Origin of the sequence: Aquimarina discodermiae, assembly GCF_040786235.1 — a bacterium.
Taxonomy (GTDB): domain Bacteria; phylum Bacteroidota; class Bacteroidia; order Flavobacteriales; family Flavobacteriaceae; genus Aquimarina.
This window is the reverse complement of sequence record NZ_JBFMKP010000019.1, coordinates 1-22492: the sequence shown is the minus strand read 5'-3', so window position 1 is coordinate 22492 and position 22492 is coordinate 1. Positions and strand designations below refer to the sequence as shown.

Annotated in this window: 21 protein-coding genes; 9 read left to right on the top strand and 12 right to left on the bottom strand. The window is 34.0% G+C overall.

The annotated features are described in order from the left end of the window. The 4 genes from ABW636_RS13430 to ABW636_RS13415 all read left to right on the top strand — a co-directional run bounded on the left by ABW636_RS13430 (position 1) and on the right by ABW636_RS13415 (position 4761). Positions 1-1920 carry a tetratricopeptide repeat-containing sensor histidine kinase gene (locus ABW636_RS13430; protein ID WP_367590551.1) on the top strand — a complete coding sequence of 640 codons (1920 nt, stop codon included), beginning with the start codon at positions 1-3 and terminating at the stop codon, positions 1918-1920. A 1-nt stretch (position 1921) separates the two neighbouring features. Next, positions 1922-2686 carry a LytR/AlgR family response regulator transcription factor gene (locus ABW636_RS13425; RefSeq protein WP_367590550.1) on the top strand — a complete coding sequence of 255 codons (765 nt, stop codon included), beginning with the start codon at positions 1922-1924 and terminating at the stop codon, positions 2684-2686. A gap of 214 nt (positions 2687-2900) precedes the next feature. After that, a complete protein-coding gene (locus ABW636_RS13420) occupies positions 2901-4061 on the top strand; it encodes a serine hydrolase domain-containing protein (RefSeq protein ID WP_367590549.1) in 1161 nt (386 codons plus the stop codon). Continuing rightward, complete coding sequence (locus tag ABW636_RS13415; RefSeq protein ID WP_367590548.1) at positions 4051-4761, top strand: 3'-5' exonuclease; 711 nt, start codon at positions 4051-4053, stop codon at positions 4759-4761. Before ABW636_RS13420 ends, ABW636_RS13415 begins: the two co-directional genes overlap by 11 nt. Before the next feature lie 43 nt (positions 4762-4804). Here the strand turns inward: ABW636_RS13415 and ABW636_RS13410 are convergent, their stop codons facing one another. Both ABW636_RS13410 and ABW636_RS13405 read right to left on the bottom strand, forming a co-directional pair. Beyond that, positions 4805-5770 (bottom strand): YheT family hydrolase, encoded by a 966-nt coding sequence (locus ABW636_RS13410; RefSeq protein WP_367590547.1) that lies wholly within the window; start codon positions 5768-5770, stop codon positions 4805-4807. Next, the gene (locus ABW636_RS13405) at positions 5770-6771 is read right to left on the bottom strand and encodes a bestrophin family protein (protein WP_367590545.1); all 1002 of its coding nucleotides are present in this window, start codon (positions 6769-6771) and stop codon (positions 5770-5772) included. Before ABW636_RS13405 ends, ABW636_RS13410 begins: the two co-directional genes overlap by 1 nt. A gap of 481 nt (positions 6772-7252) precedes the next feature. Between ABW636_RS13405 and ABW636_RS13400 the strand changes: the two genes are divergently transcribed. Together ABW636_RS13400 and ABW636_RS13395 are read left to right on the top strand one after the other, a co-directional pair. Further along, the gene (locus tag ABW636_RS13400) at positions 7253-8005 is read left to right on the top strand and encodes an ISAs1 family transposase (protein ID WP_367590543.1); all 753 of its coding nucleotides are present in this window, start codon (positions 7253-7255) and stop codon (positions 8003-8005) included. Positions 8006-8445: 440 nt separating this feature from the next. Then, the gene (locus tag ABW636_RS13395) at positions 8446-9432 is read left to right on the top strand and encodes a hypothetical protein (protein ID WP_367590542.1); all 987 of its coding nucleotides are present in this window, start codon (positions 8446-8448) and stop codon (positions 9430-9432) included. Between the two features lie 426 nt (positions 9433-9858). On the opposite strand, the gene ABW636_RS13390 is transcribed toward ABW636_RS13395, so the two are convergent. Further along, a complete protein-coding gene (locus tag ABW636_RS13390; protein ID WP_367590643.1) occupies positions 9859-10230 on the bottom strand; it encodes a carboxypeptidase-like regulatory domain-containing protein in 372 nt (123 codons plus the stop codon). A gap of 1004 nt (positions 10231-11234) precedes the next feature. Here ABW636_RS13390 and ABW636_RS13380 point away from each other — a divergent pair. Both ABW636_RS13380 and ABW636_RS13375 read left to right on the top strand, forming a co-directional pair. Next, positions 11235-11651, top strand: coding sequence for a T9SS type A sorting domain-containing protein (locus ABW636_RS13380; RefSeq protein WP_367590540.1), 417 nt, complete (start codon positions 11235-11237; stop codon positions 11649-11651). Positions 11652-11694: 43 nt separating this feature from the next. Continuing rightward, positions 11695-12246 (top strand): acyl-CoA thioesterase, encoded by a 552-nt coding sequence (locus ABW636_RS13375; protein WP_367590538.1) that lies wholly within the window; start codon positions 11695-11697, stop codon positions 12244-12246. Here ABW636_RS13375 and ABW636_RS13370 read toward each other — a convergent pair. Further along, entirely contained in the window at positions 12243-13139 is an 897-nt protein-coding gene (locus ABW636_RS13370; RefSeq protein WP_367590537.1) for a DMT family transporter, read from the bottom strand. The genes ABW636_RS13375 and ABW636_RS13370 overlap by 4 nt on opposite strands. Further along, positions 13132-13485, bottom strand: coding sequence for an arsenate reductase family protein (locus tag ABW636_RS13365; RefSeq protein ID WP_367590536.1), 354 nt, complete (start codon positions 13483-13485; stop codon positions 13132-13134). Before ABW636_RS13365 ends, ABW636_RS13370 begins: the two co-directional genes overlap by 8 nt. A gap of 78 nt (positions 13486-13563) precedes the next feature. Between ABW636_RS13365 and ABW636_RS13360 the strand changes: the two genes are divergently transcribed. Next, positions 13564-14028: a DinB family protein gene (locus tag ABW636_RS13360; protein ID WP_367590535.1), complete on the top strand. Its 465-nt coding sequence runs from the start codon at positions 13564-13566 to the stop codon at positions 14026-14028. 238 nt (positions 14029-14266) lie between these two features. On the opposite strand, the gene ABW636_RS13355 is transcribed toward ABW636_RS13360, so the two are convergent. From ABW636_RS13355 to ABW636_RS13325, 7 genes are all read right to left on the bottom strand, one after another. After that, on the bottom strand, positions 14267-14461 hold the full coding sequence (locus tag ABW636_RS13355) for a hypothetical protein (RefSeq protein WP_367590534.1): 195 nt from the start codon (positions 14459-14461) through the stop codon (positions 14267-14269). Then, positions 14462-14806, bottom strand: a complete 345-nt coding sequence (locus ABW636_RS13350) for a hypothetical protein (RefSeq protein WP_367590533.1) — start codon at positions 14804-14806, stop codon at positions 14462-14464. A gap of 1173 nt (positions 14807-15979) precedes the next feature. Then, complete coding sequence (locus tag ABW636_RS13345) at positions 15980-17401, bottom strand: Lcl domain-containing protein (protein ID WP_367590532.1); 1422 nt, start codon at positions 17399-17401, stop codon at positions 15980-15982. An 11-nt stretch (positions 17402-17412) separates the two neighbouring features. Continuing rightward, positions 17413-17865, bottom strand: coding sequence for a T9SS type A sorting domain-containing protein (locus tag ABW636_RS13340; RefSeq protein ID WP_367590531.1), 453 nt, complete (start codon positions 17863-17865; stop codon positions 17413-17415). A gap of 144 nt (positions 17866-18009) precedes the next feature. Further along, entirely contained in the window at positions 18010-19158 is a 1149-nt protein-coding gene (locus tag ABW636_RS13335) for a T9SS type B sorting domain-containing protein (protein WP_367590530.1), read from the bottom strand. Positions 19159-19168: 10 nt separating this feature from the next. Then, a complete protein-coding gene (locus ABW636_RS13330) occupies positions 19169-19825 on the bottom strand; it encodes a hypothetical protein (protein ID WP_367590529.1) in 657 nt (218 codons plus the stop codon). Between the two features lie 66 nt (positions 19826-19891). Continuing rightward, the coding region (locus ABW636_RS13325) for a beta strand repeat-containing protein (RefSeq protein ID WP_367590528.1) at positions 19892-22492 on the bottom strand (2601 nt) is incomplete at its 5' end.

The following is a 22492-nucleotide window of genomic DNA, read 5'->3' as shown; positions in this document are numbered from 1 at the left end:
GTGATATTGATATTTGTATCCAATAATTGTGCTCAGAACATTGAGCATAAGCAACAAGATTTTCCAGTTTTATATTCCTTAAAAGATACGATTAATCTCTATATAAAAAGAGGAGATAGTTTATCCGCATTACGCGAAGACGCAAGTGCAAAGACCGAGTATTTAAAAGCTTTTCGGTTAGCAAGAAAGCGAAGTGACAAAAAGAGATTATTAAAATCAGGAATTAAGGTTGTATACGAATATGTAGAGTTAAAACAATATACGAAGGCACAAGAAACACTTTCTTTTCTAGAAAGTTACTGTCAAAAAGTTAGAGATACTAATTGCTTGATAGAGGTGAAAAAAAGATACGGAGGTATTTATCATAAAATGGGGGATTATAAAAAATCCTTGAGTGTTTTTAATCAGGGTTTTGATATGATAAATAGTGATGTTGATAATAGGTTACATCATAATCTCTTGTTAGCTAGAGGATGTTTACTACAGGATATAGAGAATTTTAGAGAAGCAAAAGATGATTTTAAAAATTCGCTAAAATATGTTGATAATGACGATCCAGAAAAAATGGTAAACATATATATCAATTTGATAGGGATTTATGGAGATTTAGGAGATATTGATTCAACCTATTTTTACTTCAAAAAATCGCTAAAATTGTTTGATAAAAATAAAAATATTGTTAATAATCTTACGGTTTATAATAATATGGCGTATGCTTATTTACAAAATGGAGAGCCTCAAAAAGGACTTTATTTAGTAAAAAAGAGTATAAACTTAGAAGAAATAGATAAGTTTAAACAATACGGAATCTATCCTGCATTTATGCATACCATGGGTGCCTTGTATTATGAAATGGGTAAATATGAAAAAGCTATAAATTATTTTAAAATAGCTTTAGAGTTTGATATTAAATATAGTCAAATCACTGCCATTATAGGAACAAAAGAAGATCTATCTAAAGCATATGAAGCTCTAGGTGACTATAAAAAAAGTATTACTTTTTTGAAAGAAGCAAAATCTTTAAAAGAGACTCAAGACAATCAGGAAGTCAAAGAAAAAATTGCCAAATTAGAAGCTAGAAAACTTTTGATCGAAAATCAAAAAAAACTATCTAACCTAAGAGAAGTTAATCTAAAACAAGGAGAAGAAATAGGTAAGGTAAAACTATTTAGTTATGTATTGGCTTTCTTTTTGGCACTTATTTTATCAACCTTATTGTATCATAAGCATAAAAACAAGGTGCGTTTTCATCAAATAAATGAGGAGTTAAGCTTAAATCGTTTTAAATCGTTACGATCTATGATGAATTCCCATTTCCTATTTAACTCTTTTAGCGCGTTACAAAACTTTATTCTAAAAAATCAAAATTTAAAAGCAATAGAGTATATGACAGAATTATCTGGGTTAATACGAAAAGTTTTATCAAGCTCTGAAAGTATTTATACTCGCTTTAATAACGAACTTGATTTATTAAAATCGTATATAAACATAGAAAAAGGGCGATTTGAAGAAAGCTTTGATGCTATTTATCTAGTAGATGAAAAGATTGTGAATACAAACCCGACTATTCCGTCCATGGTGATTCAACCTTATATTGAAAATGCAATAATTCATGGGTTTTCACATGCCAATAAAAAAGGATTGTTAGAACTGTCTTTTAAACAAGAACAAATGACAATTATTTGTAAAATAAAAGACAATGGTATAGGTAGAGAAGAAGCAGAAAAATTGAAGAAAAAAGGAAATAATTCATCTCATTTATCCATTGCCACTAGAAACACTAATGAACGTTTACGAATCTTAAATAAAATAGGGAGTCACAATGCAGGTGTACGTATTAATGACTTGTTTTTTGAATCAGGTACACCAAAAGGAACCGAAGTGGTAATTACATTGCCTATTAACCAAAAAAGGAATTAACATGAGCCAGCTACTTAAATGTGTTATTATCGATGACGAAAAAAAGGACAGAGAGAATATAAGAATGCTTTTAAATTCATACTGCCCTCAAGTGCAAATTATAGGAGAAGCTAATGATAGAGAATCAATTCTTTCACTACTCTCAAAGGTAAAGCCTGATTTGATATTTATGGATATTCAATTGGGAGCCATATCTGTTTTTGATATACTTAATGAGTTAGACAAAATAGATTTTAAAATAGTTTTTGTTTCTGCTTATGATAAATATGCAATCAAAGGGTATAAATATGATGCGATAGATTATATGCTTAAGCCTATAGATCCGAGACAACTTATAAAAGTAGTGGATAAAACCATTCGTATAAAAGAGGTTTCTTCTTCTTCTTCAGAAAATAGCTTTATGAGTGACTTTAAAGAGTTATATTCTAAAGTAGCAGAGACTCCAAAAATATCTATAGCCGATGGTAAAGGGGTGCATATGATTAAAACAGGAGATGTTTTGTATTGTGTAAGTGACGGAAATTATACCACTTTTATAATGACAGATGATGAAGAAATTGTTATTTCTAAAGGTTTAAAACACTTCGAAACAAAATTACAAGATTATAATTTTTTAAGAATTCATAAATCGTACATCGCAAATTTAAATCATATAGATTTTCTATTAAAAGAACAAGGAGGATCGGTAATTATGAAAAATGGAAAATCCTTACCAGTTTCAAGAAATTGTAAAAGAGAGCTTTATGAAAAGATGAATATTGTTTAACATTTATTCTTTGGTTTTCCTTATTGTCTTTAGGCAAAACTTGCTTTCATCCATATTTAATATTTTAATTTAACAGTTAATAAAAACAGGTGTAACCTAAAGTCTTGAAACTCCTTTATGACGGTAAAAAATCTAAAGGAGTTTTTATATTATATGAGTTCATATAAGTTAATTTCATACATTCGTTAATTAATAATTTAAATGTAATTATACCGTGAAAATTGTTAAAAAACTACTCAAAGGACTCCTATACTTACTACTTTTGATTGTAATTGGACTTTATATATTTGATTATGATTATATCTTAAAAGGAGTTCGTGTGGTATATATGACAGGACATTCTTCGGCGTATATAGACGACTATCCTCATTTTGATAACCGAACCATAAAAAATGGTAATACCACTATTACCTGGCCATTGCATAAATCATATAATAGTGTACAATCTACAGATAAGCTAAATGCGACTAATGAAGAAATGGGTACGGTTGCTTTTATGATTATTAAAAATGATAGTATTTGGTACGAAAACTATGCAGAGGGATATGGTGCAGATTCTAAAACCAATTCATTTTCTATGGCAAAAAGCTTGGTTACAGGAATGCTAGGAAAAGCAATTATGGATGGGCATATAAAGAGTGTAAATCAACCTCTAAGTGATTTTTTTCCAGAGTTTTCAGAAGGGCTTGCGGCAAAAGTTACAGTTGGAGATCTCTCATCTATGTCATCGGGACTTGATTGGACCGAGCATTATACCAGTCCCTTTTCTATCACTGCAAAAACGTATTATGATTCGAATATAAGAGAGATACTATTGGGGTTGGATATTATAAAAGAGCCAGGAAAAGAATATGAATATTTGAGCGGTAACACCCAACTGTTAGGAATGGTAATAGAAAAGGCAACAGGAAAAACACTATCACAATATTTGAGTGAAAGTTTTTGGCAACCTTTGGGGATGGAACAAGAAGCGATTTGGCAACTTGACAGTGAAGATAGCGGTATGGAAAAAGCATATTGTTGTGTGTCAAGTAACGCCAGAGATTTTGCTCGATTTGGTCAGTTGTTTAAAAACAAAGGAGTGTTTGAAGGTAAGCAAATACTCCCCGCAGCATTTACAGAAATGGCAACTCGTCCTCGTTTCGAAAATGGAGAAATGTACGGTTATGGGTTTTGGTTGTCGGATCATTTAAACAAGAAAATTTTTGCCATGAGAGGTATTTTGGGACAATATGTAATTTGTATTCCAGAAGATAATATTATGATTGTAAGGTTAGGGCATCATCGAGGTGATTTTACTGCTGGAAAACCTTTTACAGAAGATTTCTATATTTATATTGATGAAGCGTTCAAAATGCTACAAAATGCTTCATAAACTTAACTTAGAAAATATACTGTTTCTAGATATCGAAACAGTTCCCGAACATAAAGACTTTGAGGAACTTACCGATGAGATGAAGTATTTATGGGCAGATAAAACAAAATATCAGCGTAAAGAAGATTTTTCTCCAGAAGAATTTTATGATCGGGCAGGAATTTGGGCAGAGTTTGGTAAAATTGTCTGCATTTCTGTTGGGTATTTTACATTTAAAGGAACAAGATCTTTTAGAACAACTTCGTTTTATGGAGAAGAAAAACAATTATTGATTGATTTTAAGAATTTGATCGAAACTCATTTTAATCGGCCCAATCATTTACTTTGCGCACATAATGGTAAAGAGTTTGATTTTCCATATATCGCACGTAGGATGATTATCCATCAGATAACATTGCCAGAAAAGCTAAATCTATTTGGTAAAAAACCTTGGGAGGTAGCACATTTGGATACATTGGACCTTTGGAAATTTGGAGATTATAAACATTATACCTCTTTAAAATTGTTAACCGGTATTTTAGGAATACCATCACCCAAAGATGATATAGATGGTAGTCAGGTACGGGAAGTATTTTATGATCAAAATGATATTGATCGTATTATCTTGTATTGTGAAAAAGATACCGTAGCGGTTGCTCAAATTCTTCTTAGACTGCGACAAGAAGCGTTATTAGAAAGCGATGAAATCATATCGGTGTGATTTTATGTTGTAGAGTCCGTTTTTTTAAACTATTTCAATGGGTTTAATAAACTTCTTCAAAAAATTGCAAAGTCCTTTGCTCATTGTAATATATGTTTTTTGGTAAATAAAATCCGACATGTCCACCATATTCTGATACCTCAAGAAACAATGTTTTACTTTTTTCAGCTTCAATAGTTGGATAACATTGTACTCCCAAAAAAGAATCGTTTTTGGCATTTAAGATTAAAGTAGGAGTCTTTATATCATACAAAAACTGTTTACAACTGCATTGGGTATAATAATCAATAGCATCTTTAAAACCATGAGCTTTACTAGTATATAAATTATCAATATCTATAAGGGAAGAGCATTTTTTGATGTCTATTTTCTTTAAATACTCTGGAAATTGAGCCTGTCGTTCGTATAGTTTAGCTTTAAGGTGTTTTAAAAACCGTTGCTGGTATATATAATTATGAGGTTTGCTAATTTCTGATAGCGAATTATAAAGATCACAAGGAACAGAAACACCTACTGCAGATTTGATCTGAGAAGGTATGGTACGATTTTCACCAAGATATTTTAATAAGATATTACCTCCAAGGCTAAACCCGCACAATGAAATATGATTGTAAGGATGGTTCTTTAGGATATGAGTAACAATTAGGTCTAGGTCCTCGCTTGCTCCCCCGTAATAAGAACGATAAAGCCTATTTATTTCTCCACTACAATTTCTTAAATTTATAGCAACGCAATTCCAACCATTGGCAGTAAGGTGTTTGACCAACCCAATAATATATTGTCGTTGACCATTACCTTCTAGTCCGTGAATAATGATGGCCAATTTTTTTGATTCTTTTGTAGATGCATAACTCCAATCCAGATCTATAAAATCACCATCTTGTAGTTCGACGCGCTCCCTTTCCTGCAAAACTCCTCTTACTTTTCTTAACAGATTAGGGTAGATCGTAGAAATATGACCATTTCTAAAGAGATATGGTGGGCTAAAGGTCGATCGAAGTATTGGCATTAGTACAAAATATTATCCTTGGCTTTTTCTTTTTCTGGTAAATCTTTTTCATTTAGCATATCTCTTAGATCAATTTCTATGGTTTTACACAATGCTGTCATGGGTACATCGTTGATTCTACCTTCAAAAGGATCTTCACTATTGCTTCCAATTTTTTCCATGGTGATAAATACCCAACTGATCAAAACAGATAGTGGTGTCAAAAAGAAAACAAACCATTGTTGTATACCGTCTCCTAATTCATGCAATTCGCTTTCAAAAACATTTAAAAGTCCAAAAGGCAGCAAAAGAACGAAAATCCAAGTAAAAAGAGTACTAAAATAGGCATATTGTCTGGGAAAAGGAGTGTTTTTGATCCGCTCACATTTTCCTTGTAAATTATACAATTCTTCTAGAATACTATGAAACGTTTGTTTGTCGAATTCGGATATTTTACCTTCTTCGAGTAATTTTTTTAGATGTAATCCTTGATTTTTTACTAGGTGAGTTGCTGTATTTTTTCGTTGCAAAAGATCATTGTATTCTTCATCAGATACAAATTTTGTGGTGACGTCACAAGCGGGATTTTGCTCTCCGTGTTTTTTGAAAAGTTTTTCAATAGCACTATTTTCTTTTATTGAAAAAGAAGTGGGTTGTCTTAACTGAATCCTAAGCGCGTTAATCCATGCGAGATGTCTGTAAATAAGAGTTTGCTTGGTTTTGTGATCATCTTCGACCAAACATAATACTTGATTTGCCCAGGTTCGAGAATAGTTTACAATACCTCCCCAAATTTTACGACCTTCCCAAAAGCGATCATAACTTTGGCTGTTCTTAAAACCCATGTAAAAAGCTACTGCGATACCGATAACTGATAATGGCTGAAACGGAATATCTATAAATTTCCATCCCCAAAAGTGATATACAGAAAAAATAATTGCAGAATATAGGGTGAAGAAAATAATATTTTTCCAGGCAAATCTTATAATAAGCCCCCAGCTAATATTTCGTTTTATATACATAAGTTGTTTTTGTTAAAAATAGGAAAGATAACTGATTTTTGAACTATGTTCATCTTTTTGCATCTTATTCAGGATTGGAATCGTTATTTATCCTTATAAAACAACCAGATAAATGGTTGTACTAACTTTTTTGGTTTTTAGTGGTTATTATGCTAATGTTTCAAAAATATATTGATTTAAGCTGAAACATTTTAAAGAGAAATCAATTTGTTGTTTTGTCAGCGCAAACACATTTAAAAAATGTTGTTACTTTTGGTTAGAAGTTTTATTTTAAAGCCATCTTAGGAATCTTTTTCCAATTGCTGTAGAGGATAAAAGAATAATGATTTTCCAACCGTCTTCAAAATTTAACACGTATTCTGTTTCGAAATTTTTTAATCCACATTGTGGAGTTTAATTCTCCGAGGCTTGCCTCGAAATGTTAAAATTCTTTATCCGCTGGATGCCTCGTGAACTTGCTCCGAGGTAGTTGACTCAATCATTGGAAACTAGACGAACAAACAAAGGTAACCTACAACACACATTTTATGATATTCTACTAATTGTATTAGTTAGTGCTTTATGCGGTTTGGAAAAATATTCATTGATGGTTCAATTTGCCAAAAACGAGCTTGAATGGTTTAAAAAATATGTGGAATTTCATAATGGCATTCCCTCTTCAGAGACAATTCGAAGGTTTTTAACCGTTTTAGATACTGCGGCTTTTCAAGAATGTTACTCCAATTGGATTGGTTCATTGTGTGATTTAGACGAAGTACAATCTATTGTTATTGATGGTAAAACTATTCGAGGAGCTTCAACAAAAAGTAATCCTAATTCTATTAGTCTTCATATTTTAACAGTTTGGGCAAGTGAACTAGGGATAGCCCTTGTTCAACTTCGAGTAGATGACAAAAGCAATGAAATTACAGCAATTCCAGAATTAATAAAGAAGCTAGTTGTCAAAGGAAGTGTATTCACTATTGATGCAATGGGTTGTCAAAAGGATATTGTAAGTGAAATTACAAGCCATCAAGCCGATTATATTATTGCAGTAAAAGGCAACCAAAAGTCGTTAGAGATAGCTATAAAAGACACGGCTTTATTAGAAAAACCAGATGATGTTTCGGTTAAAGAGGACATAGGACATGGAAGAGTGGAAAAAAGGACCTGCAGTATTTATAGGGGCTTATCTCACTTATATCCAAAAAATTCATGGCAAGGGTTAAAGCAATTTGTCAGAATTGAAAGTTAAGTATTCTGTAAGTCAACAAAGAAGACTACTACACAAACAAGGTATTACATCACTAGTTTAGAAGAAGGTGCTCTAAAAATAGTATTCAAAATCTATACAGTAAATCATGATATTTAGAAATAAGGAAAAGCACACCATTCGAAATTGTAGCGAAACTTAACAATAATGTGAAATTCATTTAAAAGCTGTTTTCTTTACTAGGTGGATTCGATAGGGATGCTTATTGTTTTTCAAAATTTATAAAACTGTCAGGTGTGGTTGTGCGGGATGTCATGAGAAGATAGCAAAATTATGGATAATCACCCGCTTTATTTTCTAATCGATTATTTATTGCAAATTGTTAAAATATTACAAATAAAAAGTTAAAAAACATAATAACTGTAAGTTTTTAATTTCTTTACAGACTTTACATACTTAACCAAAAATAAATTACACAAATTATGAAAAACAGAATTTTAGTATTTGGGTTAGCCTTAGCGTTCGTGGCATGTTCTACAGAAGAAATTAATTCGGATTTAGTAGATACTGCAGAAGTCTCACAAAAGCTTGCTCAGGAAATTAAATCTAACGGGGCGATCACTGCATTAAATCCCGTAACAATTGATTCAAATAGCTTGATTGAGGGAAGTAGGTATTCTCAAATATTTACAGACGTAAACGACGAATCCATTCCTATTGATCGTCTTGCTAATGGAGCGTTGCTGCTTCCTGTATTCAGCAATGGAATTTTGTCATACCCGAGAAATGGTCAATTACAATCAGATCGATACAGACTTGTTACGAATGGAAGATGGCAATTAATTACGGATCCACTAGATGGTTTTAATAGATTAACACCCAATGTAAATCGATGGCATACAATTGACGGAAATTCCTATTTTTTATTAGATAGTGGTAATTTTCTTCAAGGTACAATTTGGTTGCGCATAATACCAGGAATGGAAATGAATGTAAATAATTTAGAGCGAATCGGTTTTACTAATAGAAAAGTTAATTGGCATACCACGCCTATTACAAATCTTACAGAAGAGTATGAGGAATTTATTAAAAGAACGGTTCTTTTTGCCAGTACTTCTGAGAATGAAGATTTAGGGTTCTTCTATGTGAATTTTGCAACTAATATTCCAAGCCTTATGATTGAAGGGTATGATTTCCTACCTCTAGAAGTAGATGCACGCTCTTTTGGGGGAGCTACCATAACACAAGTGGAATTTTGGATTGATGGTAACAAAATTAGAACAGAACGATATGCGCCATATGAATGGGGACAAAACGAGAACATTCAAGAAACGCTGGGATTATCGGGTGGTAGCCGTTTAGGAACATATCGATTTAGTGTTCGAGCCACGGATTCTCAAGGACGAATAGCGACTATCATGCGTAATTTTTATGTACGTACCCAAGAATCCATACTAAACCCATTTTAAGAGGAGTCAATTAGCATACCTTATATTGATTTTACTGTAATTATGCTTATGGTGTCTAAAGTTATAAAGGAACCGCTCCATAAGTGACGATTTTTTTAATTATAACCCCCGTCTTAGGGGTAATCCCCAGGAGTGCTCTCTTGGGGATTAGTTTCTAAATCAAGAGCTAAGCGATCTCTCAATGCAACCTAGATTATGCATTAGAACTTCGGTATGAAACTTTGATATATCATAAATGTAATGATTTTCTTAGTTTTAGCTTAACAGTTTATCTTGAGCAGAAATACTATGGTTAAATTAAAAAACCAAGTGTAACTTTTGTATTTGCAATAATTCAAAGATGTAATAGATTTTCTATTGCATAATAGGTGTTTAATATGTAATTGTTAATCAAGTTCCAGTTATGTAAAGGAGTTGTTTATTTCTTCAGAATATTTTTAGTTGCGAAGTAAACAAACTTGAACAATGTCTATCATTAGTAAATACAAGCTTAGCTTTGGTTGCCACACTCATTTGTGGAGTACGTAGGTCGACTTTTTTGGATTCTTCTGCAGTAATAATTACTTGATCTAATTGCCCGGCATCTTCCAAAAGTTCAGAATTGAACTTTATATTTTTATTTAAAACAACAGGCTCCTCTAAGTTTTTATAGCCCAGATATGAAATGATCAAGGTATAATTACCTTCAGGGGCGGTTAGTGAATAAAATTCATATTCGTTTGTTACAGTTGCGATAGAACTGCCTTCCAAGAAAATAGATGCTCCCGAAAGCGTCTTGCCATTAGATTGATCTTTTATCTATCTGCTTATCGTAAATTTTTCTTGAGCAAAACCTAACCAGGATGTAAGTAAGGTTAAAAAAAGGAGTGTTTTTTTTCATAAAGTACTTTTTAGCTCTCTAACATTGGTCTACCGAAAACCAATTACATTGGATATTAGACGTATCTTTCAATGAAGACTACTCTAGAAAAAGAGCAGGAAATTCTGCTGAAAACTTCAATATCATTTTCAAATCGGCATTAAGCATATTGAAAAATGATAAATCTATGAACAAACCATTATCTCACAAGAAACTGGAAGCACTTGTAAATAGAAAATACAGAAGTGAACTAATGAGATTTTAAATGTGTTTGCCCTGTTGTTTCGTAGATAAAGTTTTTTACTTGATAAAAAGATGTTTATTTGCGCCCTTAAAAATACGCTCTTACATAGGAGAGAGTCTTACCAGATCTATTTCTGTCGAAGATTTTCAGGAAGGGTTATATTGGTTAAAGGGATACTTTTTTCCAAAGGAATCCTTGCTAAGAAAAGTTGTTATCAAGCATTAAATGGAAGTAATCTGTTAAGATACTATTGTAATATCAATAAAAAATGACACCATAAAATGTAGATGTATGGAATTTTAACTTAAAAAATAGCATTTTCCCAATAAATAGAAAAATAAGATGATAACTAATATTTTATTTTAGGTAAATGGATTATTTTTGTAAGAAATAAGAAACTTAGAAGAGTTATAAATTATTAGTAATCTTTTTTGTATCTTAACAGTATAGAATAAAAATAACACTCCCCATATAAGCCGTTTCGTGCTTGTTATATTCTATACTATTATTGTCTTTGATGATACTTTTTGATTAAAAGATGATATTCTGCTTAACGTTAAAAACATATATAAATAATGAATATTTAATAAAATAAACTTTTATTGAAATCAGGTTAAATTTTAAGTTTAAAGCTTTTATACTTGATGAAAAAAGATGTTTATTTACATTTTAATTTTTTACGGTAAAACCATATTTTTTATGAGGGGAAATTACACTTATGCGTTTTGTAAAAAAGTAACGCTGATAGCAATTATTGCGGTTTCGAATATAACAGCTCAAACCATGAACACGCAGGATGAAATTTCTGGTACTGAATCAGAAAATTTTCAGCTAAGTATTTCAGAACTAACGAGGACGGTTAAATTTTTGGATTCTTCAGATGTAGTTTTTGCGATATATCCTAATCCGGTATCTGATTACTTTACCATAACCGGTTTTGAAGGTCTTAAAGCACTTGAGATTTACGATAAAGGAGGAAAGAAGAAAAAAACTTATTTTGGTGCAAATTTAACAAGATCAATTGGGGTCGAAGATCTTGAAAATGGTGTGTATTGGATAAAAGGGTATTTCTTTCCGAAGCAATCAGTCTTTAGAAGAATTGTGGTAAGACATTAAAGTAAAACACTACAATAAGTATGTTGCAGTAAAACATTTATAAATGATGTTTAACTATTTTATATGCACGCATAGCAAATGTTTTGTACTTTTGTATTCTAAATCACAAAAAATGTACATAAAAGATTTTGAAATTAGATGGAATGACATTGATGCCAACCGTCATTTAGCTAACAAAGCATATATAGAGTTTGCAGCGCACACTCGAATGTCATTTTTGACCGAGAAGGGATTTGATCAACGTCTGCTTGCCAAATTTAATATTGGGCCTGTAGTATTTTATGAGCATATCTATTATTTTAAGGAAGTTTTTTATGGAAAACCAGTTAAAGTTTCGCTAGAAATTCCTGGACTAAGTGAAGATGGAATGTTCTTCGAATTTAGACATAATTACTATGATTATAAAGGCCGAAATTTTGCGCAATGTGAGATGATGGGAGCCTGGATGGATCTTGGAACAAGAAAATTAATCCCATTGCCAGAAGAAATAAGTAAATTGTTAGATGCTGTAGAACGACCTAGTGATTTCAAGGTTTTGACCAAAGAGCATACCAGAAAATTTGCTAAAAAACCAATTGACCTAAATCAGATTTAGGAGTCTAATTTTTTTGTAGGCTTGGTTACAAGATAAACTCCAATAAAAACTAGTAAAGCAGATACAATTTTTACCAGATTTAACGAATCTGCTTTCATTGTAATAGCAAAGACAATAGCCAATAGCGGTTGTAAATAGATAAAGGCCGCTAGGGTAGAAGCTTTTAAGCTCTTTAAAGCATATATATTAAGCAGGTAGGTTAGAAAAGTGGTACATACCACTACAAAAGTCATTTTCCAAATGGCTTCAAAAGGCAGGGAGGTCCATGCAACCTCACTAAATTCAGAAAAGGTAACCGGAAAATTGACAACTATTCCTATTAGGAACAACCATTTCATTAACGTTATTCCATGATATTTTTGGGTGAGGGGTTTAACCAGCAATAGATATACTCCATAGGATGCTGCGTTAATAATAAACATAATGTTTCCCAAAGGGATATTGGGTGCATCTTGTCGAATTTCGGCACCAAATAAAATAAGTCCCAAAGCTCCTGTAAAACCAAGAATAATTCCAAGAGTTCTTAATACTGTGATTTTTTCTTTTATAAAGATAGCCGATAAAATAAATACCAAAATTGGTGAAATGGTAATCATTACAGAACTGTTGATAGGAGTAGATAGTTGTAAACCCTTAAAAAACATCAACATATTAATACCCATTCCAAAAATGGCGCAAACAAATAGTCTTGGCCAGTCTTTTCGTTCTATTTTTTGGTTGGGAACACGAATCGAAGCTATCCAAAACAATAGAGATGCACCTACTACTCGTAACATAATAAATCCAAAGGGTTTAATATAAGTGGGCATAACACCTTTGGCAACCGTATGATTAATGGCATAAATCAAACTGGCACCAAGAGCGGCAAGAAGTGCAAGTACTCTTTTATCCATTAATAGCACTGTTTGCTGCTTCAACCACTTTTTTACTGTTACCTACAAAAATTTGGTCATTAACAAAGATCACAGGACGTTTTAAGAAGGTGTAATGCTCTAGGATTAGATTTTTATAATCCTCTTCAGACAAATTTTTATTTTTAAGATCACGTTCTTTATATAGGCGTGCTCTTTTACTAAATAAAGCTTCATAACTCCCTGTCAAACGATACATTTCTTCTATTTGATCTTCGGTAATAACTTCTGTTTTAATATCTTGTAGTATAAAATCAGAAGAAGGTTGCAACTCTTTTATGATGCGCTTACAAGTATCGCAGGTAGACAGGTGATATATTTTTTTCATGAGGATGTATTTACATTGTTAAAAACACCACAAAGGAAATTCTTTTCTCAATAAAACTTATATTTTTGGCTAAAAATTATGACCGCCATGCAAGATCCATTAGTAATCACTCGTGTGAACCGAAAAATAGTAGAAAAAATTCTGGATAATCATACCTTAGACCAACTTAATAAAGTCCCAGAGGGTTTTAAAAACAACCTGATCTGGAACATTGCTCATATTGTAGTCACACAACAATTATTAGCGTATAAATTAAGTGGATTGCCTATGATGGTTGATGACGAGATGGTAGACAAATACCGTAAAGGTACACAAGCAGAAGGGGAGGTTACTGCAGAAGAAGTGGCCAAAGTAAAAGAATTGTTGTTTACCACTTTGGACCAAACAGAAAAAGATATTGCCAAAGGTATTTTTGAAAACTACAATGCATATGAAACCAGTACGGGATTTGTATTAAAATCTCTAGAAGATGCCATCCATTTTAATAATTTTCATGAGGGCATTCATTTAGGTTATATATTGGCACTTAAGAAAGCAGTGTAACCCGTATTTAAAATATAGGTTAGGATATAATCCCCAAAGGTTTCGAAAACCTTTGGGGATTTTTTTGTATTTGTTGTTTACCATGCGAAGTCACATGCATTCGAACATCAGTGAGTTGTTAACTTTTTGGGGATTATGGGCGAATTAATTTGCGATAAACCCATCTTCATATTTTTTATTGAAACGGGCTATTAAATGTATGAAGATCTAAATTATGATAACCATCTGGTCCAATTATCTACAAAACAATAGTCTGATCACTTTCATCACCTAGGTAGTCCATTACAAAATTGTAGGCAGTTGAGCCCCAATGCTGCTCAGTAGTTAATGTTGTATAAGACCATTCATTTCCTTTGATACACTCTCTTTTTATAATGGTAATACCCATAGCAGTGATTAATTCATCTTTTCCATTTCCGTCAGTATCTGCCATTCAGGTATAACCACTACCGCCCCAACGATGAGTAGTTGTATGTTGTTTGCTTACAAATCCTGAACCTGTAGATTGTTTGATATGCATGGTTTGTCCTCCTGGCGAAATGATATCATCTCTACCATCTCCATTAAAATCTCCCGAACGTACCCATCCTGGAGATCCTTGAAAGCTATGGCCAATTAAAAATGGGCGATTAGAAGATTTAGCAGAATACAATTCATCAATTTCTTTGATATTTTCATTGGATTCTACAGGCTCATCATTGGTATTCAATTGATCTTTTTCGCAGGAGCCCAATAATAAAATCATGGCGATTGGTGTAAATAGTTTTAGCTTTTTCATACTTTTATTTAAATTTAAGTTGAACATTTTTCTTTAAGCTACCACAGTAGTAGCTTTTGATTTTAGAAAACCAAAACTATAAACTGTTTTTTACTAGTAAATCACGAAAAAATAGGAGGATTTTCCCTAATAATAAATCCCTGAAATCGGTGTTTTTTTTATCTTAATAACCCGAGTTCGATTAATATCAAGTATTCTATAAAAAGCGTCAATGGTAGTGATTTTTCATAGTGAAGCGGAGAAAAATTGTATCGGTCTTTCGGCAAGCTCAAGATGACAAAGTTTTCAGAACAAAAAACCTAGTCACCCTGAGTCTGTCGAAGGGCAAAATTCTTAACAGAATTTCACTCAAACTGACGCATTTCAGATTAATCGAACTAAGGTTAATATTTAATCCACATTGTGGAGTTTAATTCTCAGAGGCTTTCCTCGAAATGTAAAAACTGTTTTTCAGCTGGATGCCTCGTGAGCTTGCTCCGAGGTAGTTGACTTGTACCGATCTACGCTTAATTTATAAAAATTTGATTTTTAGTGAATTTGATCAAATATAAAAGCCGTATTGCTTTATGAGTTTTGATGATGGCTTTATACAGTTTGCAACTTTGTAGCATAGCTATATATAAAAGTAAGGAAAGATAATGATGCTAACCAATAGAGTAACACTTCTAAACATTATATAAATACAAAGATGAGGTATTGTAATACATATTACCCCTACCCAAAGTAGTTCGAAGTGTTACTTTAGTAATTCGAAGGATCAAAATACTAGTTATGACCCCATAAAATAATGCTTCTAACCAGTTTTTTAGGACTTTTAAGTACTAAAGTAACGCTTATAAGCATAAGATTAATGCTTCGAAGTATTTCAAGAAGGGATGACAAGTATTAAAATAATTGCTCGAAGTACTTGTTTAATCCATCAAAGTAGTTCTGCAAGCCCCCCCCCCATAGTGAAATGCTACCTACCTTATGGACACACCTCATTGCTCTAAGAAGTTTTTAACTTCGTAGTATATTCACATATAAAAAGCTTTTTCTTAACTCATAAAAAACCAGCTACATCAAAAAATGTAACTGACCCCTTATTTTTATTTTATCACACTTATCTGACAAGGTATAACAGCCGATTGTTAACCGTACTCATTCGAAGACGAGGGATAGCGCTATATATTCTTAAAAAGCACGTATAGCACGCACATTAAAGGTATTAAGTTTAAGTATTTTGCCAATAAAACCAGTGTTAAAAATCTGTAACCAAGCTTCGTTAGTATCATACTCTGTAGAACTCCAATAAGGAGAATCAGCAAAATTACCTACGTTGCCAAGCCCTAAAGCATTTCCCTGACCGATATTCTGATACATTAAGTTTAATTCGTATCTAGAAGGTAAATACCAATCTGTAAAACCACCCGAGTCTAAGTCCTGGCATAACTCACTTGCATAACAAGAAGTACATTCACCTTGCCACCTGCGTATTCCTTGGGCATTTCCCTCTCCACTTCCAATACCATTTCCGTAGGCATAAGTATCTATGTTACTTCCGTTATACCATTGGATTCCCATACTTTGATCTGTTGCCATACTAATTAATCCATGACAACCCGAAGGATCAAGATAAAATATAATACCTCCCTGATGTGTATCTCCTATTAACAATCCACAAGCATTAGTGGTACTTATTACATTACCACCGCTAATGGCTATTCCCGTTCCGGCAGTATAAACACCTAAATTATCATGTACCCAGCTATAGTTTCCGCTTCCATCTGTTGCCAATACCTGTCCGTTGGTTCCTCCTGTGGGTAATTCAATTTCATTGGTAGCGTCTGTATCGTTATCATTTACATTATCGTTTACCCAGTTATAGTTTCCGCTTCCATCGGTTGCCAATACCTGTCCGTTAGTTCCTCCTGTGGGTAATTCAATTTCATTGGTAGCGTCTGTATCGTTATCATTTACATTATCGTTTACCCAGTTATAATTTCCGCTTCCGTCGGTTGCTAATACCTGTCCGTTGGTTCCTCCTGTGGGTAATTCAATTTCATTGGTATCATCTGTATCGTTATCATTTACCCAGCTATAGTTTCCGCTTCCGTCGGTTGCTAATACCTGTCCGTTAGTTCCTCCTGTGGGTAATTCGATTTCATTTGTAGGATCTGCATCAGCATCAGTTACCAGGTCATTAATAGCATTTTCTGCAGTTTTGGAGTGTAGCGCATACGGAACACTCATAAGTTGGCTAGTGCCCATTACTACAAATTTTGTTCCTCCTTCAATATCAATCGCTGTTTCAATATAATACGGACCGTTTGACCAATCTACATTAGCGAAACTATCTGTGGTAGTGCCAGAACCAACATCAAGATTTACCAATCCATAGGTATTGGTAGTTGTTGCAAACGTTTCGGTATAGACCACCGTACCACCAATCGCACCTTGTTGAATCGTTAATCGTATACCAACATCTTGATTATTAAGAATCAAGTTTTCTGAATTTCTCACAACAGCTTGATATTTAAACCCTTCTGGAGTTTGACTGTATGCACTAAAAGAAACAGTTAGTATAATAAAGAATAATAGTATAACTTTTCTCATAATCATCTCGTTTATTTTACTTTAACCAGTTTAAATGTTCTTAGACGTTTTTCTTCATAACTTAATATCAACGAATAAAATCCAGACGATAAATGACTCGTACCTATAGAAGTTTGTTCTACAAAAAGTTTATCTCGTAAAACTAGCTTGCCAAGCGCATCATAAATTGAATAAGTAACATTCTTGAAAGCAGTGGTTTGAATATTTAAAATATCTTCAGTTGGGTTAGGAAATATAACTACATCAAAGCTTGAAACGTGATATTCCTGGCCGACAAAATTCCAATTCGTTTGGTGAAATCCCTGGGTAAGATTGGTGGAAGTATGAATCACAACTTCTCCAATGGTAAAGTCCATAGTTCCACTTTCATTAATGTAAGAGTCTCCTTGAGTAGATATAACTTCCTGAGCATAGGTGGTTATGAACGTTATTATCAAAAAAAATCCTAAAGTAAATTTGGGCATATAGTATGTTTTGGGACTGCTAAATTAATGTATTTTAGGTAATTACGCAAAGTAGATGATGTCTGTAGCTGTACTGGTTTAGTTAGTAATTTATAAAATGCCCCCATACAAAATATTAACTATCATTGTTTCAGACTTATAGAATCACTTATGTATATAGATATATCCTGCTTGATTGGGTTGGTCACTTAGTTTTAGAATATAATAGTAAGTTCCTGCTGGGAGATCTTTTTTAGAGGGAATGGTAGCACGACCTTCAGAGACTCCTGTCCAGCTATTATCATATCCTTTTTTATGATATACCTGCACTCCCCATAAATTGTAAATGGTAATTTCGTTATTAGGATCTGATTCGATACCTCTAATGATTAAAGTATCGTTACTACCATCACCATTTGGACTCATAGCTGCATACACCAAAATGTTATCTCCGTTTTTTAAAACCGATCCAATGGTTAATACTTCATAATTGTCGGGTAAAAAAGAAGAAGAGGTAAGTGTTCCATTGGTAAAGTCTCCTGAAAAAGAAGTATTCCCCAGATTTACCCATTTTTGTTCTTGTATGCTCCATCCTACCACTCGCAAATGCGAAAGATCACCAGCCATAGAGGCAATATGACTATCGGTGTTCCAGGTAAGTGTTACCTTAGTTTCTGTTGTGCTATTTAGATCCCAAAACTCATAAGTGCTTATTATAGCAATAGAAGGGTCATGTTTCGAGGTGTCAAAATTATGAGTAAACGTAGACGGAATATTGGGGTTTTCAGAAAAATAAGCACCTAATGCTTTTCCCAAAGATCCTCCTGCTTCGATCTTCATGGGGCGAAGCATGTATTCATCTCCAATAGGAAAAGTAAAGTCTAGTAATCCCTTATTAGATGAATACCCATCAATATGGGCTGTATTGGTTTCACCCAGGTATGGGGCATCATTTTTAAAACCTAAATAAATTGTAGGTATATCCCTTGGCGTATGTATTCTTCCGCTAATAAACTCTTTGAATCGCGTTATACCTACTGGTACTTCCAGATATAAATCGTTTATGACGTGAACTGTCATATCATAAAACACAGGTTTGTTGTTTCCTGAAACTGTTAGTTCTCGATCTGCATGATAGAAAAAGGTTCTTCCATAATTATCATCAAAATCTCCATTATTAATCAAATCTGTATGAAATGATAATTGTCCTTTTTCTGCAATATGTAAAGTGCCCTTTATATGAAATTGGCTATGAGCTGTTAACGAAAAGATCATTAGAATCCGGCTAAATCTAAGTAAAGTATCATATTTCATAGTTTTTTTATTAGCGATGTGCTTCAAAGATTACCAAAAGCCCATCAGAAAAATTATCTGTATTAATAGTAAACCCATCTGTATTAAAACTTGACAAGGTTGCAGTCGTTAATCCCACTTGATCTCCGTTTTGGTTTCCGTATCTCACTCCAATACAATGTGAGCTGGACGCATATCGAGATATATCGTTGATCGAGTTTCCGTTACCTCCGTTACAGATGACCTGTTCAGAAATGGTAGCGCCATCATCTCTGGCATAACCTTTCATACTACCAAAAGAATTAGCCAAAGTATTGTCATTATCAGCATCAGGAATTGCATCATTATCATCATTAATATCGCTTGATTCAATATTGGCATAAGCGGTAAATATGATGGATGAAGGTTGAAACGGTAACCCAGTAATATCCAGATCACCAGTAGCCGAAATTTGAAAAGAACCCACATATACCTGTGGTCCTGTAGATATTTTTTCATAGCCACTACCCGTATAAATATATATATGGTTAGTATCCAAACTGTACACTACAGATCCAGAAGTTGGCGTAGTTAGATTGATATCGGTATCATTAGCAACGGGTAGCCGTAATAAGGTATTGGGATCTAACTGAGAGGACACTATCCAGGAAATAAAAAGTAATGCAATAAGTAGGGTCTTTTTAATCATTGTTTTGGTGTTTATTAACTTATATATGTTCTTTTATTACACGATCATTGTTGTTGTGATATAGTTTTAAAAACCTATTCCTGGGAGTCTAATAACTGAAAACATAAACTCGAGATCAACATCTACCTTAGCATTACCTCCATTATCGCTATCTCCAATATTAACACTAAACCCATTTACGGATTGATTATAATAGGAGATTCCGGGATCATCATAATTATTGCCTCCAGCTGGAGGACAATTACCACCACAATCAAGATGTGAAACCTGAATAATATAATTAGCGCTTGATAAAGGCGTACTAAATGTCACTGTATAATCTCCGGTATTGTCTCTGGTAATAGATGCATTATAAATGGATGCAACAGACCCGTCACCATTTATTTTACCAGCAGCATATATAACGGGTACCATAATAACGTCTCCATCGGTTTCTACAGCTAATCCTGCTTGGGGAACTTTATTTGTTGAAAAATCGGTGTTTTCATTTTGGTAAGGCTGCATTTGTAACTGTCCGTTTTCTGTGGCAGGTGTTCCTTTAATGATATAGTCACCTCCGTCGGTACTAATTGTCATGTTTCCTGTTCCTGCCGCAGAAGTTGCCTGAAGAGTAGTATTGTTACCAGCAGTTATGACGTCTAATTTAGTGCCGGAGGTTTCTCCAATTCTTACCAGGGTTCCTGTTCCATCAACATGTAAGTTAGCATCGATGCTATTTCCTGAAAAATCCCCTATACCTACATTTCCATTTTTGTATATATTAGTATCACTGAGATCTGCGGATAAGATTGTTCCTTGTTTTGCCCAAGTATCTCCTAAATGGTTTAAATCAAATTCTGTAAGTATATTATTTTCTGAAATGGTTAGCACATCGGTATTTTCATCAAAACTTTGTCCGGTAATAGAAGTAGTAAACTGTTCTGAAGCTCCATTTTCGTCTTCGTATTCTAAAATTCTAAATGCAGTAGTAGATGAAGAGGTATTGGTGCCACTAATAGTGTTATCATCATTAAGATCTGTGATGGTTTCTATAATATTTGTTGATGTACCCGAAACACTTTTATGCGTTGCTATGGTATTTCCGGTAGTGACCACTTGTGTAACTTCAGAATCTAAATTGGTCAAAGGAACAGATAACGTTCCACCACCATCAATAATTTGAAGATTTGCTCCAGAAACAGAAAAAGTAGTATTATGTTCATTCGTCGCATCTTTATCAAGATCAGCTGCATCTGAAGCCGTAAGTTGTGCATTGGTAGCAAAAGTAGTATCCAAATCAACACCTTTATCACCCCCAGCATCAGTAACATTTAGGGTAGTACCGTCAAGAGCAACAGCCGTGTTTAATTCATTAGTAGCATCTTTATCCAAATCAGCTGCGTCTGAAGCCGTAAGCTGTGCATTGGTAGCAAAAGTAGTATCCAAATCGACTCCTTTATCACCCCCAGCATCTGTCACATTCAGGGTAGTACCGTCAAGCGCTACCGCTGTGTTTAATTCATTAGTAGCATCTTTATCCAAATCAGCTGCATCTGAAGCCGTAAGCTGTGCATTGGTAGCAAAAGTAGTATCCAAATCAACACCTTTATCACCCCCAGCATCTGTCACATTCAGGGTAGTACCGTCAAGTGCTACCGCTGTGTTTAATTCATTAGTCGCATCTTTATCCAAATCAGCTGCATCTGAAGCCGTAAGCTGTGCATTGGTAGCAAAAGTAGTATCCAAATCAACACCTTTATCACCCCCAGCATCTGTCACATTTAGGGTAGTACCGTCAAGCGCAACAGCCGTGTTTAATTCATTAGTCGCATCTTTATCCAGATCTGCTGCATCTGAAGCCGTAAGTTGTGCATTGGTAGCAAAAGTAGTATCCAAATCAACACCTTTATCACCCCCAGCATCTGTCACATTTAGGGTAGTACCGTCAAGTGCTACCGCTGTGTTCAATTCATTAGTCGCATCTTTATCCAGATCTGCTGCATCTGATGCCGTAAGTTGTGCATTGGTAGCAAAAGTAGTATCCAAATCAACACCTTTATCACCCCCAGCATCTGTCACATTTAGGGTAGTACCGTCAAGCGCAACAGCCGTGTTTAATTCATTAGTAGCATCTTTATCCAGATCTGCTGCATCTGAAGCCGTAAGTTGTGCATTGGTAGCAAAAGTAGTATCCAAATCAACACCTTTATCACCCCCAGCATCGGTAACATTTAGGGTAGTACCGTCAAGAGCAACAGCCGTATTTAATTCATTAGTCGCATCTTTATCCAGATCTGCTGCGTCTGATGCCGTAAGCTGTGCATTGGTAGCAAAAGTAGTATCCAAATCAACACCTTTATCACCCCCAGCATCTGTCACATTCAGGGTAGTACCGTCAAGTGCTACCGCTGTGTTTAATTCATTAGTCGCATCTTTATCCAAATCAGCTGCATCTGATGCCGTAAGTTGTGCATTGGTAGCAAAAGTAGTATCCAAATCAACACCTTTATCACCCCCAGCATCTGTCACATTTAGGGTAGTACCGTCAAGTGCTACCGCTGTGTTCAATTCATTAGTCGCATCTTTATCCAGATCTGCTGCATCTGAAGCCGTAAGTTGTGCATTGGTAGCAAAAGTAGTATCCAAATCAACACCTTTATCACCCCCAGCATCTGTCACATTTAGGGT